Genomic DNA, 19,662 nt, shown 5'->3' on the forward strand with positions numbered 1-19,662 from the left:
ACGATGGGCCAGGCGCAGGGCACCGAACACGGCGGGCCGGCCGTTCCCCAGACCCGGACGGCCCGCCACCGGCGGATCGTCGACATCCTCGGCCGGCAGCCGGTGCGCTCGCAGAGCCAGCTCGCCCGGCTGCTCGCCGAGGACGGGCTGACGGTCACCCAGGCGACCCTCAGCCGGGACCTCGACGAGCTCGGCGCGGTGAAGATCCGCTCCGCCGGAGGCGAACTGATCTACGCCGTCCCCTCGGAGGGCGGTTTCCGCACCCCGCGGGCGCCGCTGGGGGAGTCGGCGAAGGAACAGCGGATGGCCCGGCTCGCCGGTGAACTCCTCATCTCCGCCGAGGCCTCGGCGAACCTCGTGGTGCTGCGCACCCCGCCCGGCGCCGCCCAGTTCCTCGCCTCGGCCATCGACCAGGCCGAGGTGCACGAGATCCTCGGCACCATCGCGGGGGACGACACCGTGCTGCTCATCAGCCGCGACCCGGCCGGCGGGCAGGCGCTCGCCGACCACCTGCTGCGCCTCGCCCAGCGGGCGCGGTAGCGGCCCCGCGCGGAGAGCGCCGGGGCGCTCCGGTGACGGGACCCGCCGGGCGCGTGGCGGCGGGGCCGGGGCCCCGGCGGAAGCGGCGGGAGCGCCTAGAGGAGGTCGAACCCGCCCGCCCGGATGTCGGCGATGAACGCCGCCCACTCCTCCGATCGCAGCAGCAGCGCGGGCCCGGACGGGTCCTGGGAGTCCCGCACCGCCACGGTGGCCTCCTGGTACGGGGCCACTTCGACGCAGGTGTCCTCGCCACCGCTGTACGAGGAGGCGGTCCACCGCACCGCCAGGGCCGAGGCATCGGGGACGAAACAGCTCATGAGGGTTGGGTGCCTGCTTCCCCTGGCCATGGGCGGGAGTCCGCGCGGCCAACCCGGCCTGACCAGGAGCCGGTCGACGGGCCGCCCGGCGGCGGCCGCCCCGCGCGGGCCGTCTGCTGAGAGGCTACCCGCGGGGAGGACGGACCAGAATGCTCCGGTCCACATTGCTTCCGGGAGGGATCTCCACCCCCGGGCCCGCGTCGCCGTGCCGCGCGTCCCGCCGGCGGAGGGCGGAGGCGGATCCGCCTCGCCCGTGGTGGGCGGGACGGGCGCCGCCGCGTGGGCTTGCCGGACCGGCCCGCTCCGTCCCGGGCCCGTGGGGGCCGCCGGGCGGTGGGACCGCGGGACGGAGCTGCGGCGGACCCGGCGCGGGCCGGTGACCCGCCGCGCCGGGAGCGCCGGGGCGGCCGCTCATGCCGTGCCCGGCACGGTCACCCCGTGGGGGCGGAGGAGACGCGAGCGCTCCCGCGCCGCCCCAGCCGGGGGAACGGGACCGGCGGTCACCGGCCGGGCAGGCGCGGAATCCCGCCGCCCGTCACCGGGGGCGGCGGGAGAACCAGGTGGCGAGCAGGGCGCCGGAGACGTTGTGCCAGACCGAGAAGACCGCCGCGGGCAGTGCCGCGACCGCCCCGAAGTGGCCCGCGGCGAGGGACGCGGCGAGTCCCGAGTTCTGCATCCCCACCTCGAACGCCAGTGCCCGTCCCGCCGGCGCGTCCAGCCGCGCCGCGCGCCCCGCGGCCCAGCCGAGCGCCAGCCCCAGCCCGTTGTGGAGGATGACGGCGAGGACCACGGTCCCGGCGGCGGCCCCGATCGCGTCCGCGCTGCCCGCGACCACGACGGCCACGATGACCCCGATGGCGGCCACCGACAGCCAGGGCAGTACGCCCAGCGCCCGTTCCACCCGCCGCCCGGCCAGCAGCCGCACGGCGAGCCCGGCGAGCACCGGCAGCAGCACGGTGCGCAGGATGTCCGTCACCATCGAACCGGCGTCCACCGGCAGGAACTCCCCGGCCAGCAGCAGCGCCAGGGGCGGTGTCACCAGCGGGGAGAGCAGGGTGGAGACACTGGTCACCGAGACGGACAGGGCGACGTCCCCGCGCGCCAGGTACGTCACCACGTTGGACGCCGTCCCGCCCGGGGCGCAGCCGACGAGCACCAGACCCGCCGCGAGAGCGGGCGGCAGCCCCAGCGCGTGGGCGATCAGCCAGCCCAGCCCCGGCATGATCAGATACTGCGCGGACAGCCCCAGCAGCAGAACCCACGGGCGCCGGGCCACACCGCGCAGATCCGGCGGTGTCAGGGTCAGGCCCATCCCGAACATCACCACGCCGAGCAGATACGGCACAGCGGGCCCCCAGCCGGTGAAGGCCGAGGGGGCCAGCAGCCCCGTCGCGCCCGCGGCCAGCACCAGGACGGGGAAGACGGTGACGGCGATCCGCGCGCCCCGCCGGGCGGTGGAGCCGGGCGCGCCGGGTGAACTCGGCGCACCCGGGGCGTCCGGGGCGCCGGCGGGCCCGGACGCCGGGTGGGCGGGACCGGCGTGCCCGGGGGAGCCGGGGGAAGGGCTGCCGGGGTCGGGAGGGGCGGGGGAGTTCCGTGGTTCGTTCGGCACCCCGCGATGCAACGCCCTGGCCGGTGCGTTCCGCAAGTCCCGTCCCGCGATGCGGAAACACGCGGCCGCCACCTCCGCGGCGTGCGCGGGTGAGGCGGGGCGCCGGGCCGGGGTCACCTCGGGCGCGCGGACGGGAGAGGACCGCGGTGGGTGGCCGGCCATGCCCGGACGGGAGGCCGGGACCGGCCCGCCCGCTCAGCCGGCGGTGAACTTCCCGAACCCGGTGGTGCTCCACGTCGTGCCGTCGGCGGCGATCGCGAACCCCTCCACCTCGGGCAGGCTCTCCAGCCAGTCACGTGCTCCGTCGCCGCGGGCGAAGGCGGCCGTCGCCCACGCGTCCGCCGCGGTCAGCCCCTCCGCCAGCACGGTGACCGACACCAGCCCGTGGCGCGGCGCCGCCCCGGTGTGCGGGTCGACGATGTGGCAGCCGCGCTCCGCGGTGCCGCTGGTGGCCACCGCCAGCCGTCCCTCACCCTCCACGACGACGGCGACGCGGCCCGGCCGCAGCGGGTCGCCGACGCCGGTGCGCCAGGGCCGCCCGGGGCCGGCGCGGCCCCGGAGCTGGACGTCGCCGCCCCCGTTCACACAGCTGTCCACCGCTCCGGCGTCGGCGAGCAGCTCCGAGGCGCGCTCCACCGCCCACCCCTTGACCAGCCCGGTCGGGTCGGTGACGCCCCCGAAGCGGGGGGAGAACCAGCCGTCGCTCATCTCCTCCGCGCCCTCGCAGAGCATCAGCACCTCCGTGACCAGCGGGTCGCAGTCACCGGGGGAGAGTTCGCCGCGCACCAGCCGGCTCAGCTCGCTCTCCGGGCGGAACGGGGAGAACAGCTCGTCCACCCGGTGCAGCCACGCCACCGCCTCCGCCACCGCGGGTCCTGCCTCCCGGGCGCCCGCCCCGCGCAGGTCGAAGGAGAAGACCGTGCCCATCGCCTCCTCGGCGCGGCGGAGCCCCGGGGGGTCAGCCACCGGCCCGGTCCAGGGCGCTCTGCAGGGACGTCTTGTACCCCTCGCTGGTGAAGGTGGCACCGGAGACGGTGTCGATGTCGGCGTTCTGCGCCTGCACCGCCCGCTTGCCCAGCTCCGGCACGGCCCGCGCGGTGACGGAGTCCGTCTGGGCGTCCCCGGACGGCGCCTGGGCGGCGTCGGCCGCGGTGATCCGGCCGCCGGTGAGGGTGATCCGCGCCTGGACGGGGCCGTACTGGGTGCGGACCACGTCACCCATGACGGTCCGGGTCCGGGCGGCGCCCTGGCCGCCCTGGTCTGCCTGGTCTCCCTGGCCCCCCTGGTCTTCCTGCGCGCCCTGGCCGTCCTGTCCGCCCCCCTGCGGGGGCTGCCCGCCGCCCGCCGTCTCCCCGCCGGCCGCCGGTGGGGCCTGCGGCGCGGGCGGCGCGGCGGCGACCGGGTTGTCCCCGGCCGTCTGCTGCGGTGCCCAGGGGGGCGCCGGCGCCTTGAGGGCGAGGAGCAGGACGACACCGGAGACGGTGGCGGCACTGCTCAGCAGGATGCGGCGCATCGGGTGTTTCCTCATGGGTTCGGCTCCGGCTCGCTCTCGTGGTGGCTCACAGCTCGAAGGACTCGTGGTGGATGCGGCGGGCCGGTACCCCGGCCTTGCGCAGCAGGGCCTGGAACTCCCCGGCCAGCCCGGGGGGCCCGCAGAGGTAGACGTCGTGCTTGTCGATGTCCGGCATCACCCGCGCCAGGCCCTCCGCGGTGATCTGCGGCCGGGTGCCGTCCGGCTCGTTCACCGCGGAGAACAGCCGGGCCTGCCGGCGCTCGGCGATGACCTGAAGCTCCTCCCAGAGCACCAGGTCCTCCGCGGCACGGGCCCGGTACAGCAGGGTCAGGCCGCCGGGAGCGGCGGGAATCGTCTCGAACAGCGCGCGCATCGGGGTGATCCCCGCCCCGCCCGCGATCAGCAGCACCTTGTTGCCGCGTCCCCGCTGCCGCCGGGCGGCCGTCATCGCCCCGTAGGGCCCCTCGGCCCACACCCGGGTGCCGGGCCGGAGGGCGACCAGCGCCGCGCTGTGGTCGCCCGCCGCCTTCACGGTGATGCGCAGCCGGTCGCCGCGCGGCGTGGCCGACAGGGAGTACGGATTGGACGTCCAGCGCAGCTTCGGGGCGAGGAACCGCCACCGGAAGAACTGCCCGGCCTCGGCGTCCAGGGCCTCCAGCCGCCGCCCGCTCATGATCACCGAGGTGACGCCGGGCGCCTCCTCGATGGTCGCCTCCACCCGGAGCCGGTGGCGCAGGTTGAGCCGGACGGGCGTGATGAACCGGTACCAGACGATCAGCGCGGTCACCCCGCCGTACAGCGCGTACCAGGCGGTCTTCGCGGCCGGCAGGGCGGCGAACTCGGCGCCGGTGGAGAGCTGGTGCCAGAAGGCGAGGAAGACCGCCGCGTACGTGAGCAGGTGCAGGTAGTACCAGACCTCGTAGCGCAGCTTGCGGCGCGCGGCGTTCGCCGAGACCAGCCCGATGACGACCAGCAGCACGGTGCCGATCAGGGCCTCGACCATGTCGGGGAAGTCCTGGACGACGGTGAGGAACTGGCCCACCAGGTCCGTGCCGGACTGCCGGGCGTACCCCCACACGATCAGCAGCGTGTGCGCGACCATCAGGCAGATCGCGTAGCGGCCGGCCATCGCGTGCCAGCGCGCCACCCGGTCCGAGCCGATCCGCCGCTCCAGGATCGGCACCCGGGCCATCAGCAGCACCACCACGGCGGTGGCGTAGCCGGCCAGCAGCCCGGTGATCCGCCCGGCCCCGATGATCCACCCGGAGGTCGCCGTGATCAGCCCGGTGTTGTACCACCAGAGGCCGAGCACCGCGAGTGCCCCGCCCCACAGCAGGGTCAGCACGGGGGCGGCCTGGGTGCGCCGGGGGCGCATCCGGATCTCCGCACGCCGCCGCGCCGCGCGGCCGATGTCGGCCATCGTCTGGATCGCCGTGGCCCGGTCCGGCCCGGCGGCCTGTGCCGGCGGCGCCGCCGTGCCCTGTGTCTCGGTGGTGATGCTCACGTCCCCGTCCTTCCCCTGATGCGCCGCTCGGCAGTGGTTCCAGGGCTCGACCAGAGATACGGGGAAAAACCCGGGTGTGCTCAGGCCGGCGGCGATCCCGGCGGGGGTTTCCGGGGCGGAGGGCGCCGCCCCGCACGTCACCGGGCACGGGCGGCGGGACTCCGATGGGGCGGGAACGGGGCGGGAACACGGGGCAGGGGCCGGCCGGGGGACGACCGCCGGGCCTCCCCGCGCACCGGGGGTGGCGCAGTGCCCGGCACCGGGTACGGCCGGGCGGCCCGCGGGAGCGGCGCCCGGGGTGAGCGGGGCAGCCGCCGCGGGCCGCGGAGGGCGGGGTGGCGGTCACCGGCCGCCGCCTCTCCCCGCCGGGGCGCCGTCATGGCCCCGCTCCTGGCGAGTGGCGTCCCCACTTCCCCCGGGAGCGCGTTGACGAAACATACGAGGGAGTGCATACTTATGCCAGTCAGCGCATGCATCGTAAGGAGAATCCCGTGACCGAGCGCGTCGTACTCGCCTACTCGGGCGGCCTGGACACCTCCGTCGCCATCGGCTGGATCGCCGAGGAGACGGGCGCCGAGGTCATCGCCGTCGCCGTGGATGTCGGCCAGGGCGGTGAGGACCTGGACGTCATCCGCAAGCGTGCGCTGGCCTGCGGCGCCGTGGAGGCCGAGGTCGCCGACGCCAAGGACGAGTTCGCCGACGAGTACTGCCTCCCGGCGATCAAGGCCAACGCCCTCTACATGGACCGCTACCCGCTGGTCTCCGCCCTCTCCCGGCCGACCATCGTCAAGCACCTGGTCGCCGCCGCGCGGAAGCACGGCGCCACCACCGTCGCCCACGGCTGCACCGGCAAGGGCAACGACCAGGTCCGCTTCGAGGCCGGCATCTCCTCCCTCGCCCCCGACCTCACCTGCATCGCCCCGGTCCGCGACTACGCCATGACCCGGGACAAGTGCATCGCCTTCTGCGAGGAGAAGAACCTCCCGATCGCGACCACCAAGAAGTCGCCCTACTCCATCGACCAGAACGTCTTCGGGCGGGCCGTGGAGACCGGCTTCCTGGAGGACATCTGGAACGCACCCATCGAGGACGTCTACGAGTACACCTCCGACCCCGCGCAGCCCCGTGCGGCGGACGAGGTCGTCATCACCTTCGAGCGCGGCGTGCCCGTCGCCCTCGACGGCCGGCCCGTCACCGTCCTCCAGGCCGTCCAGCAGCTCAACGAGCGGGCGGGCGCCCAGGGCGTCGGCCGGATCGACATGGTCGAGGACCGTCTCGTCGGCATCAAGTCCCGGGAGGTCTACGAGGCCCCCGGCGCCATCGCGCTGATCACCGCCCACCAGGAGCTGGAGAGCGTCACCGTCGAGCGGGAACTCGCCCGGTACAAGCGGCAGGTCGAGCAGCGCTGGGGCGAACTGGTCTACGACGGCCTGTGGTTCTCCCCGCTGAAGCGCGCCCTGGACGGCTTCATCGAGCAGGCGAACGAGCATGTCTCCGGCGACATCCGGATGACCCTGCACGGCGGCCGGGCCACGGTGACCGGCCGGCGCTCGCAGTCGTCGCTCTACGACTTCAACCTCGCCACCTACGACTCCGGCGACACCTTCGACCAGTCGCTCTCCAAGGGCTTCATCGAGATCTTCGGGATGAGCTCCCGGATCGCCGCCAAGCGGGACCTGGCGCAGTAACGTGGAGCCCGGCCGCCCCGAGCGGCGGCCGGGCGCACGGTCCCAGGACCGGCCTGTGCAGACCCCCCGCCTCCGCGCCCCCACGGGACGCGGGGGCGGTTCGCATCACCGTCCCCCGGTGCGCGGCCCGGCGCGCGTACCGCCCCCGCACCACGGCACACCCAGCCCCACACGAGGAGTCCCCATGACCGACGGCCGGCAGGATCCCACCCCGGAAGGCGGCGGCGTCCGGCTGTGGGGCGGCCGCTTCGCCTCCGGGCCGGCCGAGGCGCTCGCCCAGCTCTCGGCCTCCGTCCACTTCGACTGGCGGCTCGCCCCCTACGACATCGCCGGCTCCCGCGCCCACGCCCGCGCCCTGCACACCGCGGGCCTGCTCACCGACGGTGAACTGGCCCGCATGCGGGAAGGCCTGGACCGGCTGGAGGCGGACGTCGCCGACGGCAGCTTCACCGGCACCGTGGCCGACGAGGACGTCCACACCGCCCTGGAGCGCGGGCTGCTGGAGCGCCTCGGGCCCGGCCTCGGTGGCAAGCTGCGGGCCGGCCGCTCCCGCAACGACCAGATCGCCACCCTCTTCCGCATGTACCTCCGCGACCACGCGAGGATCATCGGAGGGCTCCTCGCCGAGTTGCAGCAGGCGCTCGTCGGCCTCGCCGAGGCCCACCCCGCGGTGGCCATGCCCGGCCGGACGCATCTGCAGCACGCCCAGCCCGTGCTCTTCGCCCACCACGTGCTCGCGCACGTCCAGGCCCTCTCCCGGGACGCCGAGCGGCTGCGCCAGTGGGACGCGCGCACCGCCGTCTCGCCCTACGGCTCCGGCGCCCTGGCCGGTTCCTCGCTGGGCCTGGACCCCGAGGCGGTCGCCGCGGACCTCGGGTTCGAGCACGGGTCCTCCGCCAACTCCATCGACGGCACCGCCTCCCGGGACTTCGTCGCCGAGTTCGCCTTCGTCACGGCGATGATCGGGATCGACCTCTCCCGGATCGCGGAGGAAGTGATCATCTGGTCCACGGAGGAGTTCTCCTTCGTCACCCTGGACGACGCCTTCTCCACCGGCTCGTCGATCATGCCGCAGAAGAAGAACCCGGACGTCGCCGAGCTGGCCCGCGGCAAGAGCGGCCGGCTGATCGGCAACCTCACCGGGCTGCTCGCCACCCTCAAGGCCCTGCCGCTCGCCTACAACCGCGACCTCCAGGAGGACAAGGAGCCGGTCTTCGACTCCTGCGACACCCTGGAGGTGCTGCTCCCGGCGTTCACCGGGATGATGGCCACCCTCACCGTGCACCGGGAGCGGATGGAGGAGCTGGCCCCGGCGGGCTTCTCCCTCGCCACCGACATCGCGGAGTGGCTGGTGCGGCAGGGGGTGCCGTTCCGGGAGGCGCACGAGACGGCGGGTGAGTGCGTCCAGGAGTGCGAGCGGAACGGCATCACGCTGGACCGGCTCACCGACGAGCAGTTCGCCAAGATCTCCCCCCACCTGACCCCCGAGGTGCGGACCGTTCTCGACGTGCCGGGGGCGCTGGCCGCCCGCAACGGCCGCGGCGGCACGGCGCCCGAGGCCGTCGCCGTCCAGCTCGCCGGCGTCAAGGCCGACCTGGCCGTGCAGCAGCAGTGGGCCACGGCCCGCGCGGCGGCGGTGGCGGGGCCGCGCACCCCGGGCGCCTGACCGGACGCTCCCGCGACCCGGAGACCCGGCGGTTCCCTTCCCGGCGTGCCGCCGAGGGCCCACGGGCCCCACGCACCGCTTGAACCCAGGCCGGATGCGTGGGGCCCGTGGCGTGTCCGGGGGCGGGGGGCCGGGCTTCCGGGCGCGGCGGCGGCCGGCGCGGCCCGGTGAACCGGGCGCCGGGACGGGGTTCGGTTCACCGGGCCCCGGGCCCCGGGCCGTGGGGCCGGGCCCGGGAGCGGGTGGCCCTCCCGGCGTGGGCTCAGGCCGCCTTCGCCTTGGTGGCGTACATGTCCACGTACTCCTGGCCGGAAAGGCGCATGATCTCGTTCATCACCTCGTCGGCCACCGCGCGCAGCACGTAGCGGTCCCGGTCCATCCCCTCGTAACGGGAGAAGTCCAGCGGCTCACCGAAGCGGACGGTCACCGGCGCGATGCGCGGGATGCCCCTGCCGCGGGGCTGCACCTTGTCGGTGCCGATCATCGCGAACGGCACCACGGGCGCGCCGGTCATCAGCGTCAGCCGGGAGACGCCCGTCCGGCCGCGGTAGAGCCGGCCGTCGGGGGAGCGGGTGCCCTCCGGGTAGATGCCGAAGGCGCGGCCCTCCTCCAGCAGCCGGCGGCCGGTCATCAGCGCGGCGACCCCGCCGTGCCCCCCGTCCCGGTCGACGGGGATCATCCCGGAGACGGTGAAGAACCACGCCATCAGCCGGCCCTTGACCCCCCGCCCGGTGACGTACTCGTCCTTGCCGATGAAGAACACCTGGCGCTTCATCACCAGGGCGAGGAAGAGCGAGTCGATGAAGGTGACGTGGTTCCCGGCGAGGATCACCGGCCCGCTCGCGGGGACGTGCTCCGCACCCTCCACCCGCGGGCGGTACAGGACGCGCACCAGCAATCCGAGAAACGCCTTGAGCGCAATGCGGGACAACGGGCCCTCCGGTCCTGGTCCTGGTCGTCGGACGAGACAGCCCCCGGGCGCCGCCGCGCCCCAGGAGTCTGCAGGTGAGTACGGTACTCGCGGGAGCGGGGCGGACGCACACCCGGCTCGGCGGCCGGGACGGCCGTGCTCCGTGTGGCGAATGCCGCGGTGGTGATCCCCGCGATCCCCGCGATCCCCGCGACCTCGTGATCTCCGGGAGGGCCCTGGCGTCCGGGAAGGCCGGGACGCCGGGCTCGTACGGGGGAACGCGGTCACCCCGGCCGGGGGCCCCAGTGGCCGCCGTGGCAGCCGTGGCCGAGGTGGCCGGTGTGCGGGCCGAGTTCGCCCCCCGTTCGGCCGCAGGTCTCCCTCGCGTCCCGTCCGGCCCCCTACGATCGCGCTCTGCCGCCCGGCAGACCCGCCGTGGCGGCGGACAACGGGAGACAGGGGTACCCATGGAGCAGTCGCAGGAGCACGGTCCGGCCAGACGCGCCCTCCTCGGAGCCGCGGCACTCGGCGCCGGAGCGGCCGTCCTCACCGGGGCCGGTACGGCGGCCGCGGCCGCCCCCGGGCAAGCCGCCGCCGCGTCCGGCCGCGGCGGGCCCCGGGGGCTGCCGAAGCCGGCCGTGATCGCGCACCGCGGCGCCAGCGGCTACCGGCCCGAACACACGCTCGGCGCCTACCAGCTGGCGCTCGACATGGGCGCGGACGTGATCGAGCAGGATCTCGTCCCCACCCGCGACGGCCACCTGGTGTGCCGTCACGAGAACGACATCACCGGCACCACCGATGTCGCCGACCACCCCCGGTTCGCGGGCCGGAAGACCACCAGGACCGTGGACGGCGTCGCCTACACCGGCTGGTTCACCGAGGACTTCACCCTCGCCGAACTCAAGACCCTGCGCGCGAAGGAACGGATCCCCGGCACCCGCCCGCACAACACCCTCTACGACGGCCGCTGGGAGGTGCCCTCCTTCGAGGAGGTGCTCCGCTGGGCCGACCGGGAGGGCCGCCGCCGGGGCCGCCCCGTCTGGCTCCATGTGGAGACCAAGCACCCCAGCTACTTCCGCGGCCTCGGCCTCGGCCTGGAGGAGCCGCTGGCGAAGCTGTTGCGCCGGTACGGCCGGGACCGGGCGGACTCGCCCGTCTTCCTGCAGTCCTTCGAGCCGGGGTCCATCCGCCGGCTGGCCGGGCTGGTGCGCAGCCCCCGGGTGGTGCTGCTCTCCGACGCCGGTTCCCGGCCGTGGGACTTCGAGCAGGCCGGCGACGCCAGGACCGTCGCGGACCTGGTCACGCCCGAGGGGCTGGCGTGGATCGCCGGCTTCGCGCAGGGGATCGGGCCCACCCTCGACCTGATCATCCCCCGGGACGCGGCGGGCCGGCTGACCTCCCCGACCACCCTGGTGCGGGACGCCCACCGGGCCGGGCTGGTCGTCCACCCCTACACCATGCGCAACGAGAACACCTTCCTGCCGGCGGACTTCCGCAAGGGCACCGACCCGGCCCGCTACGGGGACGCCTTCGGCGCCCTCGCTGTCTGGTTCGCCACGGGCATCGACGGTCTCTTCACCGACCAGCCGGACACGGCGCTGCTCGCCCGCGCCGGCGCGGATGCCGGCTGACCGGCGGGCCCGGCGGCCGGGGCAGGCGGTCCCGGCCGCCGGGCCCGGGGTGAACGGCCGTGGCGCGGAGCCGGTGCGGGGGAGCGCGATGAGCGGGGCCCGCCCCCGCGGACGCCCGTGCCGGCGGGGGACGCGGCCGGCGGCCGGCCCGCCCCCGCCGGACTGCCGCGCGGTTCATGACACGGACGGGTGAGTTCCGGCGGCCCGCGAAACCGGGGGCCCGCCCGCCGGAGTCCCGGACGGCATGACAGTGAGTGATCTCCCGCTCCGGCTGCGCCCCCTGCTCGCCGCCGAGGCGGCGGCCGAGGCCCACGGCACCGGTGCCGAGGCGGCCGATCTCGAACAGGGCGCCTGGCTGCGGCTGCTGGAACACCGCCGGCGGGCCGGCCCCCTGCCGGACCACGCGGCGGCGGCCTGGCTGCGGGCCGCCGTGCGTACCGAGGGGCGCGGGGCGAGGATCCGGGCCCGCCGCGAGGTGCCGTACGCCGCCGTGGGCGGGGGCGAGCCGGCCGCGCCCGCCGCCTCCGCCGTCGAGGAGCGCGTCCTGGACGCCGAACTCCGGCGCGCGCTCCGGGGGGCGGTGCGCCGGCTGCCCGGCCGGTGCCCCCGGCTGCTGGCGGTGATGCTGTCGCCCCACGATCTGACCTACCGTGAGATCGCGGGCACGTTGGGAATCTCACAGGGCAGTCTCGGACCGATGCGTTCCCGGTGCCTGGGATGTCTGCGCAGAATGCTCACGGCGGAGGTTGCGGCTCCCGAACTTCGGGGAAGGGAGCGGTAGCCGGCCGGAGCCACGGCGCGGTGAATCCTTTTGCCGTACCGGTCAGGGCATCCCGCCCGGGCGCCCACCCTCAGCCCGCGCCCGGGCGATCACACAAGGGGAGGCGTGCGCGTATGGGCATGAGCGTGACCATCTCGGCGGCGACCGATGAGGACGCCGAGCAGATCCTCAAACTCCAGTACCTCTGCTACCAGCGCGAGGCCGAGATCTACGGTGATTACGGCATCGAACCGCTCACCCAGACCCTGGCCGACCTCCGCGCCGAACTGGCCCGGTCCACCGTCCTCGTGGCCCGGCTGGGCGCGGAGGTGGTCGGCTCGGTACGCGGCACCGTGGACGAGGACGGCACGGCCGGGATCACCCGGCTCATCGTCCACCCCCGGATGCAGCGCCACGGTCTCGGCGGCCGGCTGCTCGCCGCGGTGGAGGGCCGGCTCACGGAGGAGTCCCGGGCCACGCGCTACCGGCTGCTCGCCGGCCACCGCAGCGAGGGACATCTGCGGCTCTACCGGCGCTGCGGCTACGCGCCCGTCTCGACGGAGCAGGTGACGCGCGGGCTGAACCTGGTGACCCTGGAGAAGGGCGCCGAACTGGGCGATCTGATGGCCAGCGCCTGACCCGACGCGGCGGGCCCGCCCGCCCGGGACCAACCCGGGCCGGCGGGCCCGCGCGTGCGTCCGGCCGCCGGAGCCCCCTCGGGCCCGGTGACCCGGTGGCGCCCCGCCGCGGCGCCCGGCACCGGCCCCGGGCTCAGGAGGAGCGGGCCCGGCGCAGCCAGAACAGCGCCACCACCGGCAGCACCAGCGGCAGGAAGAGGTACCCCATGCCGTAGTCCGACCAGACGGTGGCGTCGGGGAAGGCCGAGGGCTCCACCAGCGTCCAGGTCCCCACGCCCAGCACCCCGGCCAGCTCCACCCCGCAGCAGACGAGCCCGACGCGCCGGGCGCCCTCCCCGCCCCGGACGAGGGAGAGCAGGATCACCGCGTAGACGCAGGCGGCGACGGCGGAGAGGACGTACGCGAGCGGCGCCTCGCCGAACTTCATGATCATCTGGGCGATGGAGCGGGAGGCGGCGCCCACCGTGAAGACCCCGTAGAGCAGGACCAGCAGCCGGCCCGGACCGGAGGAGAGCGGCAGCCGGCCCGCGGGCGGGGCGGCCCCGGGCCGCGTCGTGGTCCCGCGGGGGACCGTGCCGGATTCCGCGCCGCCGCCCCCGGCCGCGCGCGGTGTGGTGCCGGGTGAACCGGTCGGGTCAGCCACCGGTGCCGCCTCCCCAGATGTCGTACAGCCGTACCTCCAGCACGGCGAGGACCACGGCCCCGGCCGCGACCGTCGCCGAGCCCCAGCGGGTCCGTTCCGCCAGCGAGAGGAAACCCGCGGCCGGCACGGTGACCGCCGCGCCCAGCAGATAGGCGAGGAAGATCCCCATACCGCCGTCGGGCCGCTCGCCACCGGCCAGCCGTACGGCGCCGACGGCGAGCTGGGCCAGCGCCAGCAGGGTCACCACGGCCATCCCGGCGAAGTGCCAGTCCTTGGTGGGGACGGAGCGGGCGGCGGCGAGGCCGCACCAGGCGGCGAGCGCGAGGGCGGCCGCGGAGACCGCCACGGTCAGTGCGGTGATCACCGGTACCGCCTCCGGCGGTGGCGCGAAGCGGCCCGCGGGCCGCCGGGCGGACGGAGGAGCATGGGCCCGACTCTAGTCCGCCGGATCCAGGCCCCCGCGCCCGGCCCCGCCCGGACCACCGGCGGGGACCCGGGCCGCCGCCGGGCCCGGGAGCGGTACGCGCCCCGCCCCGTACCGTCCGGTGAGCGGGCAGAGGTGTCCATGATGTGGATGTCCCCGGCGGATCGAGGGGCGCGTCTGTTTAACTGGGAGCCATGACCACGACGAGCGACCGCATCCCTGCGACCGAGGCGATCCAGCCGCCCGGTGCTCGCCGCATGTGTCGAATGTGTCGCCGCTGAGGGCCCCTGACCGGATTCTCGCGCCCCGAAGCGAGTTCACCGCCGCCCGGCCGCGCCCCGGCGTTGCCCCGCGCGGCCCGCGTACGCCCCGCGCCCTGAGCGCCGCCCCCGCCCTGACCTGACGGGGCTGGGCCGCGCCGTGCCGCGCGAACCGCCCAGGGCTCCCGCGTCACCCCCATCCCGTACCCACGCCCCGTGCGATGAGCGCCCGCCGCGCCGCGCACCCGACAGTGACGGATATTTCCTGTGATCACCACCAAGGACCTGACCAAGGTCTACCGTTCCCGGGGCCGGGAGATCACCGCCCTGGACGGTGTGGACCTCCACGTCCGCGAGGGAGAGGTGTACGGCGTCCTCGGCCGCAGCGGCGCCGGGAAGTCCACCCTCATCCGCTGCGTCAACCTGCTGGAGCGCCCCACCGCCGGCACGGTCATCGTGGACGGGCGGGAGCTGACCGCCCTCGCCGGTCGCGGTCCCCGCGCCGGCGGTGAGCTGCGCCGGGCCCGCACCCGGATCGGCATGGTCTTCCAGCACTTCAACCTGCTCTCCTCGCGCACGGTGCAGGACAACGTCGAACTCCCGCTGGAGATCCTCGGCCTCTCCGGCCGGGAACGCGCCCGCAAGGCGCTGGACCTGCTCGACCTGGTCGGCCTCGCCGACAAGGCCCGGGTCCACCCGGCGCAGCTCTCCGGCGGCCAGAAGCAGCGCGTCGGGATCGCCCGCGCCCTGGCCGGCGACCCCAAGGTGCTCCTCTCCGACGAGGCGACCTCCGCGCTCGACCCGGAGACCACCCGCTCCGTGCTCCAGCTGCTCCGCGACCTCAACCGGCAGCTCGGCCTGACGATCCTCCTCATCACCCACGAGATGGACGTCGTCAAGGCCGTCTGCGACTCCGCCGCCCTGATGCGGGGCGGCCGGATCACCGAGGCCGGGACCGTGCCGGAACTGCTCGCCACCCCGGGCTCCGAGCTGGCCCGGGAGCTGTTCCCGGTGGGCGGCCAGGCCTCCGGCGACGACCGCACCGTCGTGGACATCACCTTCCACGGCGAGACCGCGACCCAGCCGGTGATCTCCCGGCTGGCGCGCACCTACACCATCGACATCGCCGTGCTCGGCGCCGCGATGGACACCGTCGCCGGCCGCCAGGTCGGCCGGATGCGGATCGAACTCCCCGGCCCGTTCGAGGAGAACGTCGTCCCCATCGGCTACCTGCGCGAACAGGGCCTGGGGATCGAGGTGGTCCAGGCGCCCGGCGCGCCCGGAGCCGAGGGGACCGACGGACGGGACGCCGCGCCGGCGCTCACCCAGGGAGGTGGACGATGACCTGGTCCGCGATGCAGCCGCTGCTCTACGCCGCCTGTCTGGACACCCTCTACATGGTCGGCTGGTCGACGGTGTACGCCGTCCTCGGCGGGCTTCCGCTGGGGGTGCTCCTCGTCCTGACCGGGGAGGGGGGCCTGCTCCGCAACGGGCCGGTGAACAAGGTCATCGGGGCGGTCGTCAACGTCGGCCGCTCGCTGCCCTTCTTCATCCTGATGATCGCGCTGATCCCGTTCTCCACCCTGGTGGTGGGCACGTCCATCGGCCCCACCGCGGCCGTCGTGCCGCTCGCCGTCAGCGCGATACCGTTCTTCGCCCGGCTGGTGGAAACCGCCGTGCGTGAAGTTGACGCCGGGCTGGTCGAGGCGGTGCAGGCGATGGGCGGCTCCACCTGGACGGTGGTGCGCAAGGTGCTGCTGCCGCAGTCCCTGCCCTCGCTCGTCGCGGGGCTGACCACCACCGTCATCGCGCTGATCGGCTACTCGGCCATGGCCGGCGCCGTCGGCGGCGGCGGACTCGGCAACCTCGCCAAGACCTACGGCTACCAGCGGTTCGAGACCAATCTCATGATCATCACCGTGGTGCTGCTGATCGTGCTGGTCAGCGTGGTGCAGCTGGCCGGCGACCTCGTCGTCCGCCGGCTCGCCCGGCGCACCCGGACCTCCGACACCCCGTCCGCGCGGTGGCGGTTCCTCCTGCCGCGCTGACACCGCGCCGCCACACCACGCCGGCGCCGGCACCACCGGGCCCCGCCGGGGGCCCTCCCACGACCCCGGCCGCGCCACCCTCCCGGGGGCGCGGCCGGCGCCCCGGAGCCCGGACCCTTCGCCGGGCGGAACCCCCGTCACACCCCGCGCCGACACCGCGGCGTGCGGGGGCCGGGAACCTCAGGAAACCGAGAAAAGAGGCACTCTTCGTGCGTATCGCAGGAAAGCACGCCCACCGCACCCCGCTGCGGCTCACCGTCGCCGTGGCCGCCGCCGCCCTCACCCTGGGGCTCGGCGCCTGCTCCGCCCCGTCCGACGCGGACTCCGGCTCCTCCGGCGCCTCCGGGGACGCCGACGCGCCCCTGGTCGTGGCCGCGTCGCCGACCCCGCACGGCGACATCCTCGCCCACGTCAAGAAGGAACTGGCCGCCGACGCCGGACTCAAGCTGGAGATCAAGGAGTTCGACGACTACGTCCTCCCCAACACCGCCACCCAGAACGGTGAGGTCGACGCCAACTTCTTCCAGCACCAGCCCTACCTCGACGACTTCAACGAGCAGAAGGGCACCGACATCGTGCCCGTGGTGAACGTCGAGATCGAGCCCCTCGGCCTCTACTCCGAGAAGCTGAAGGACGTGAAGGACCTGAGGTCCGGCTCCACCGTGGCGCTCCCGGACGACGCCACCAACGAGGGCCGCGCACTGAAGCTGCTCGCGGACAACGGCGTCATCACCCTCAAGAAGGGCGTCGGCAGCGAGGCCACCCTCGGCGACGTCGCCGACGCCGGGGGCCTGGAGTTCAAGGAGCTGGAGGCGGCCCAGATACCGACCCGCCTCGGGGACGTGGACGCCGCCGTGATCAACGGCAACTACGCCATCGGCTCCGGGCTCAAGCCCGCGAAGGACGCCCTCGCGCTGGAGGAGGCGGAGAACAACCCCTACGCCAACTTCCTCGCGGTGAAGCGCGGCAACGAGGACGACCCGCGCATCAAGAAGCTCGCGAAGCTCCTCACCTCCGATTCGGTGAAGGAGTTCATCGAGAAGCGGTTCGAGGGATCCGTCCTCCCCGCCTTCGGGCCCGCCGGCTCCTGAGCCCCCGGTCCGCCGCGGCACCCGGCGCACCGGGCGCCGCGGCGGACCGGCGCGCCCCGCGGGGCGGGACGGGCCCCGCCGCCGGACTCGCCCCGTTCCACCCGGCGCTGCGCCGACCCGCGCCGATGCTGCATGCTTGGCCCTTCAGCAGTCCCCGGACCCGGAGCGGCCCATGACCCCCACTTTCCCGGACATCACGATCGGCACCGACCGCCTGGTGCTGCGCCCGTTCGAGGAGGGTGACGTGCCCGCGCTCGCGGAGATGATGAACGACGAGCTGGTCACGGCCTGGACGTCCGTACCCCACCCGTACACCCGGGAGGACGCCGCCGACTGGATCACCCGCGCCGCCCCCGCCGAACGGGCCGAGGGGCGCGGTGTCGTCTTCGCCGTGACCGAGTTCCTCACCCAGCGGCTGGTCGGCTCGGTCCACCTGCGGAACACCAACTGGCGCTGCCGCTCCACCGAGATCGGCTACGTCACCGCCCCCTGGGCCCGCGGTGAGGGATACGCCAGCGAGGCGGTGCGCGCCGTCGCCCGGTGGCTCTTCCTCCGCCAGGGTTTCGAACGGCTGGAGTTGCGCACCGCCGCCGGCAACACCGCCTCCCAGCAGGTCGCCCAGAAGACCGGCTGCATCAACGAGGGCGTGCTGCGCAACGCCTGGATAGCCCGCACCCGCACGGAGGACGGCGGGTGGGCCGACATCCGCACCGACCTCATCGTCTGGAGCCTGCTCCCGGAGGACCTCGACGACCTCGACGAGGACGCGGACCGCCGCGACCGGGCCGCCCTGGCCGACTGGAACTGACGCCCGGCCGCCGACCGGTGGCCCCGGCGCGGGGTGAGAGGCCGTGGGCGGGGTACCCTCTCGGTGCCCGACGACCCCGCGGGCGCCCCAGCGCGAACATCCCAGGAGACGGACGACGATGGCCGACCGGGTCACGGTGATCGGATGGGACGGCTCGCCGCTGACCGGCGCGGCCCGCTCCGCCCTGGGGGCCGCCACCCTCGTCGCGGGCGCCGCCCACCACCTCGACCTGCCCGAGGTGCCGCCCGCCGCCGAGCGGATCCGGCTGGGCAGCCTCGATCTCGCCGCCCGCCGGATCGTCGCCCACCGCGGCACCGCCGTCGTCCTCGCCGACGGCGACCCGGGCTTCTTCGGCGTGGTCCGCACCCTCCGGGTGCCGGAACACGGCCTGGAGGTGGAGGTGGTCCCCGCCGTCTCCGCCGTGGCCGCCGCCTTCGCCCGCGCCGGGATGCCCTGGGACGACGCCCGCGTCGTCACCGCGCACAGCCGCGACCTGCGCCGGGCGGTCAACGTCTGCCGCGCCCACGGCAAGGTCGCCGTGCTCACCTCGCCCGGCGCCGGCCCCGCCGAACTGGCCCTGCTGCTGGGCCCGGTGCACCGCACCTTCGTCATCTGCGAGGCGCTCGGCACCGACCGGGAACAGGTCACCGTCCTCACCTCGGACAAGGTCGCCGACCACACCTGGCGCGACCCCAACGTCGTCCTCTCCGTCGGCGGACTCAGCTCACCCTCCGGCGGGCAGCCCGGCTGGCTGGCGGGTGGGGAGATCCCGGCGGCCACCGGCCCACGGGGCTGGGGACTGCCCGGACACGGCTACGGCGGCGCCCTCGCCGAGTCCGAGAACGCCCAGCTGCGCGCCGTCCAACTCGCCCGGCTCGGTCCGCGCCTGGGAGACCTGGTGTGGGACATCGGCTGCGGCAGCGGCGCCGCCGCGGTGGAGGCGGCCCGGTTCGGCGCCGCCGTCATCGCCGTGGACCGCGACCCCGGGGCGCTGGCCCGGGTCACCGACAACGCCCGCCGCTACGGCGTGCAGATCCAGACCGCGCACGGCACCGCCCCGCAGATCCTGGAGGATCTCCCCGAACCGGACACCATCCGGATCGGCGGCGGAGGCCCGGACGTCGTCGCGGCGTGCGCCGCGCGGCGGCCCGAGCGCATCGTCACCCACGCCGCCACCCGGGACGCGGCGGAGGCCGTCGGCCGGGCGCTGACCGACGGCGGATACGGCGTCGAGTGCGCGCTGATCCAGACTGTGGAGTTGGACACGTCGCGCTCCTCCGGCTGGGACGAACGCGGCCGTGACGTGGGCTTCTTCCTCTGCGGCCACCGGGTCGGATGACCCGTGCCGGCTGCTCCGCCCCGGACGTGCGCGACCTTGTGAGCAGGTAGGCTGGCGGATCGTTGTGACGCGACGGCGTCCGGACGCCGCGTTCGCGGGAACCGGACCGAGCCGTGCGTGCCAGGGCTCGGCACGGGGGCCCGGACCGGGCGGTGACGCACCGGCCGGGGCGGGGCGCTCGTTCCACCGGGGGGCGGCCATCGCGTCGCGGCCGGACACGCCGGGCGGGCGGGTCCAGGGAGCACCACCGATGGGCGAGGGGTACGC

19 protein-coding genes are annotated in these 19,662 nt (G+C 75.2%); 11 read left to right on the forward strand and 8 right to left on the reverse strand.

Annotation, left to right across the window (positions count from 1 at the left end):
- Window positions 1–3 precede the first annotated feature (3 nt).
- Window positions 4–540: an arginine repressor gene (locus HCK00_RS13175; RefSeq protein WP_168102061.1), complete on the forward strand. Its 537-nt coding sequence runs from the start codon at window positions 4–6 to the stop codon at window positions 538–540.
- Between the two features lie 95 nt (window positions 541–635).
- Here HCK00_RS13175 and HCK00_RS13180 read toward each other — a convergent pair whose 3' ends face one another.
- The 5 genes from HCK00_RS13180 to HCK00_RS13200 all read right to left on the reverse strand — a co-directional run bounded on the left by HCK00_RS13180 (window position 636) and on the right by HCK00_RS13200 (window position 5,411).
- Window positions 636–857 (reverse strand): DUF397 domain-containing protein, encoded by a 222-nt coding sequence (locus HCK00_RS13180; protein ID WP_168102062.1) that lies wholly within the window; start codon window positions 855–857, stop codon window positions 636–638.
- Window positions 858–1,392: 535 nt separating this feature from the next.
- Complete coding sequence (locus HCK00_RS13185; RefSeq protein WP_311765300.1) at window positions 1,393–2,469, reverse strand: bile acid:sodium symporter family protein; 1,077 nt, start codon at window positions 2,467–2,469, stop codon at window positions 1,393–1,395.
- A gap of 195 nt (window positions 2,470–2,664) precedes the next feature.
- Entirely contained in the window at window positions 2,665–3,396 is a 732-nt protein-coding gene (locus tag HCK00_RS13190) for an FAD:protein FMN transferase (RefSeq protein ID WP_168102167.1), read from the reverse strand.
- A gap of 31 nt (window positions 3,397–3,427) precedes the next feature.
- Window positions 3,428–3,982 carry an FMN-binding protein gene (locus HCK00_RS13195; RefSeq protein ID WP_240965543.1) on the reverse strand — a complete coding sequence of 185 codons (555 nt, stop codon included), beginning with the start codon at window positions 3,980–3,982 and terminating at the stop codon, window positions 3,428–3,430.
- A gap of 46 nt (window positions 3,983–4,028) precedes the next feature.
- Complete coding sequence (locus HCK00_RS13200; protein ID WP_375781960.1) at window positions 4,029–5,411, reverse strand: ferredoxin reductase family protein; 1,383 nt, start codon at window positions 5,409–5,411, stop codon at window positions 4,029–4,031.
- A 566-nt stretch (window positions 5,412–5,977) separates the two neighbouring features.
- Here HCK00_RS13200 and HCK00_RS13205 point away from each other — a divergent pair.
- Window positions 5,978–7,174 carry an argininosuccinate synthase gene (locus tag HCK00_RS13205; protein WP_168102066.1) on the forward strand — a complete coding sequence of 399 codons (1,197 nt, stop codon included), beginning with the start codon at window positions 5,978–5,980 and terminating at the stop codon, window positions 7,172–7,174.
- A gap of 184 nt (window positions 7,175–7,358) precedes the next feature.
- Window positions 7,359–8,840: an argininosuccinate lyase gene (gene argH, locus HCK00_RS13210; protein ID WP_168102068.1), complete on the forward strand. Its 1,482-nt coding sequence runs from the start codon at window positions 7,359–7,361 to the stop codon at window positions 8,838–8,840.
- A 262-nt stretch (window positions 8,841–9,102) separates the two neighbouring features.
- Here argH and HCK00_RS13215 read toward each other — a convergent pair whose 3' ends face one another.
- Window positions 9,103–9,771 (reverse strand): lysophospholipid acyltransferase family protein, encoded by a 669-nt coding sequence (locus tag HCK00_RS13215; RefSeq protein WP_168102069.1) that lies wholly within the window; start codon window positions 9,769–9,771, stop codon window positions 9,103–9,105.
- 446 nt (window positions 9,772–10,217) lie between these two features.
- Here HCK00_RS13215 and HCK00_RS13220 point away from each other — a divergent pair, with 446 nt between their 5' ends.
- The 3 genes from HCK00_RS13220 (at window position 10,218) to HCK00_RS13230 (ending at window position 12,782) form a co-directional block, all read left to right on the forward strand.
- The gene (locus HCK00_RS13220) at window positions 10,218–11,384 is read left to right on the forward strand and encodes a glycerophosphodiester phosphodiesterase (RefSeq protein WP_168102071.1); all 1,167 of its coding nucleotides are present in this window, start codon (window positions 10,218–10,220) and stop codon (window positions 11,382–11,384) included.
- 244 nt (window positions 11,385–11,628) lie between these two features.
- A complete protein-coding gene (locus HCK00_RS13225; protein WP_168102072.1) occupies window positions 11,629–12,165 on the forward strand; it encodes an RNA polymerase sigma factor in 537 nt (178 codons plus the stop codon).
- Between the two features lie 113 nt (window positions 12,166–12,278).
- Window positions 12,279–12,782: a GNAT family N-acetyltransferase gene (locus tag HCK00_RS13230; RefSeq protein ID WP_168102074.1), complete on the forward strand. Its 504-nt coding sequence runs from the start codon at window positions 12,279–12,281 to the stop codon at window positions 12,780–12,782.
- A 133-nt stretch (window positions 12,783–12,915) separates the two neighbouring features.
- On the opposite strand, the gene HCK00_RS13235 is transcribed toward HCK00_RS13230, so the two are convergent.
- Both HCK00_RS13235 and HCK00_RS13240 read right to left on the reverse strand, forming a co-directional pair.
- Window positions 12,916–13,425 (reverse strand): hypothetical protein, encoded by a 510-nt coding sequence (locus tag HCK00_RS13235; RefSeq protein ID WP_375781956.1) that lies wholly within the window; start codon window positions 13,423–13,425, stop codon window positions 12,916–12,918.
- Complete coding sequence (locus tag HCK00_RS13240) at window positions 13,418–13,789, reverse strand: hypothetical protein (RefSeq protein WP_168102075.1); 372 nt, start codon at window positions 13,787–13,789, stop codon at window positions 13,418–13,420. Before HCK00_RS13240 ends, HCK00_RS13235 begins: the two co-directional genes overlap by 8 nt.
- A 587-nt stretch (window positions 13,790–14,376) precedes the next feature.
- Here HCK00_RS13240 and HCK00_RS13245 point away from each other — a divergent pair.
- The 5 genes from HCK00_RS13245 to cbiE all read left to right on the forward strand — a co-directional run bounded on the left by HCK00_RS13245 (window position 14,377) and on the right by cbiE (window position 19,395).
- On the forward strand, window positions 14,377–15,453 hold the full coding sequence (locus tag HCK00_RS13245) for a methionine ABC transporter ATP-binding protein (RefSeq protein WP_168102077.1): 1,077 nt from the start codon (window positions 14,377–14,379) through the stop codon (window positions 15,451–15,453).
- Window positions 15,450–16,157 carry a methionine ABC transporter permease gene (locus tag HCK00_RS13250; protein WP_168102078.1) on the forward strand — a complete coding sequence of 236 codons (708 nt, stop codon included), beginning with the start codon at window positions 15,450–15,452 and terminating at the stop codon, window positions 16,155–16,157. The genes HCK00_RS13245 and HCK00_RS13250 overlap by 4 nt, the downstream gene beginning before the upstream one ends.
- A gap of 209 nt (window positions 16,158–16,366) precedes the next feature.
- On the forward strand, window positions 16,367–17,248 hold the full coding sequence (locus HCK00_RS13255) for a MetQ/NlpA family ABC transporter substrate-binding protein (RefSeq protein WP_311765301.1): 882 nt from the start codon (window positions 16,367–16,369) through the stop codon (window positions 17,246–17,248).
- 172 nt (window positions 17,249–17,420) lie between these two features.
- Complete coding sequence (locus HCK00_RS13260; protein ID WP_168102080.1) at window positions 17,421–18,056, forward strand: GNAT family N-acetyltransferase; 636 nt, start codon at window positions 17,421–17,423, stop codon at window positions 18,054–18,056.
- Between the two features lie 118 nt (window positions 18,057–18,174).
- Entirely contained in the window at window positions 18,175–19,395 is a 1,221-nt protein-coding gene (gene cbiE, locus HCK00_RS13265; protein ID WP_168102081.1) for a precorrin-6y C5,15-methyltransferase (decarboxylating) subunit CbiE, read from the forward strand.
- The last annotated feature ends 267 nt before the right edge of the window (window positions 19,396–19,662 follow it).

It is taken from the genome of Streptomyces zingiberis (assembly GCF_012034935.1).
In the GTDB taxonomy this organism is placed as follows: Bacteria; Actinomycetota; Actinomycetes; order Streptomycetales; family Streptomycetaceae; genus Streptomyces; species Streptomyces zingiberis.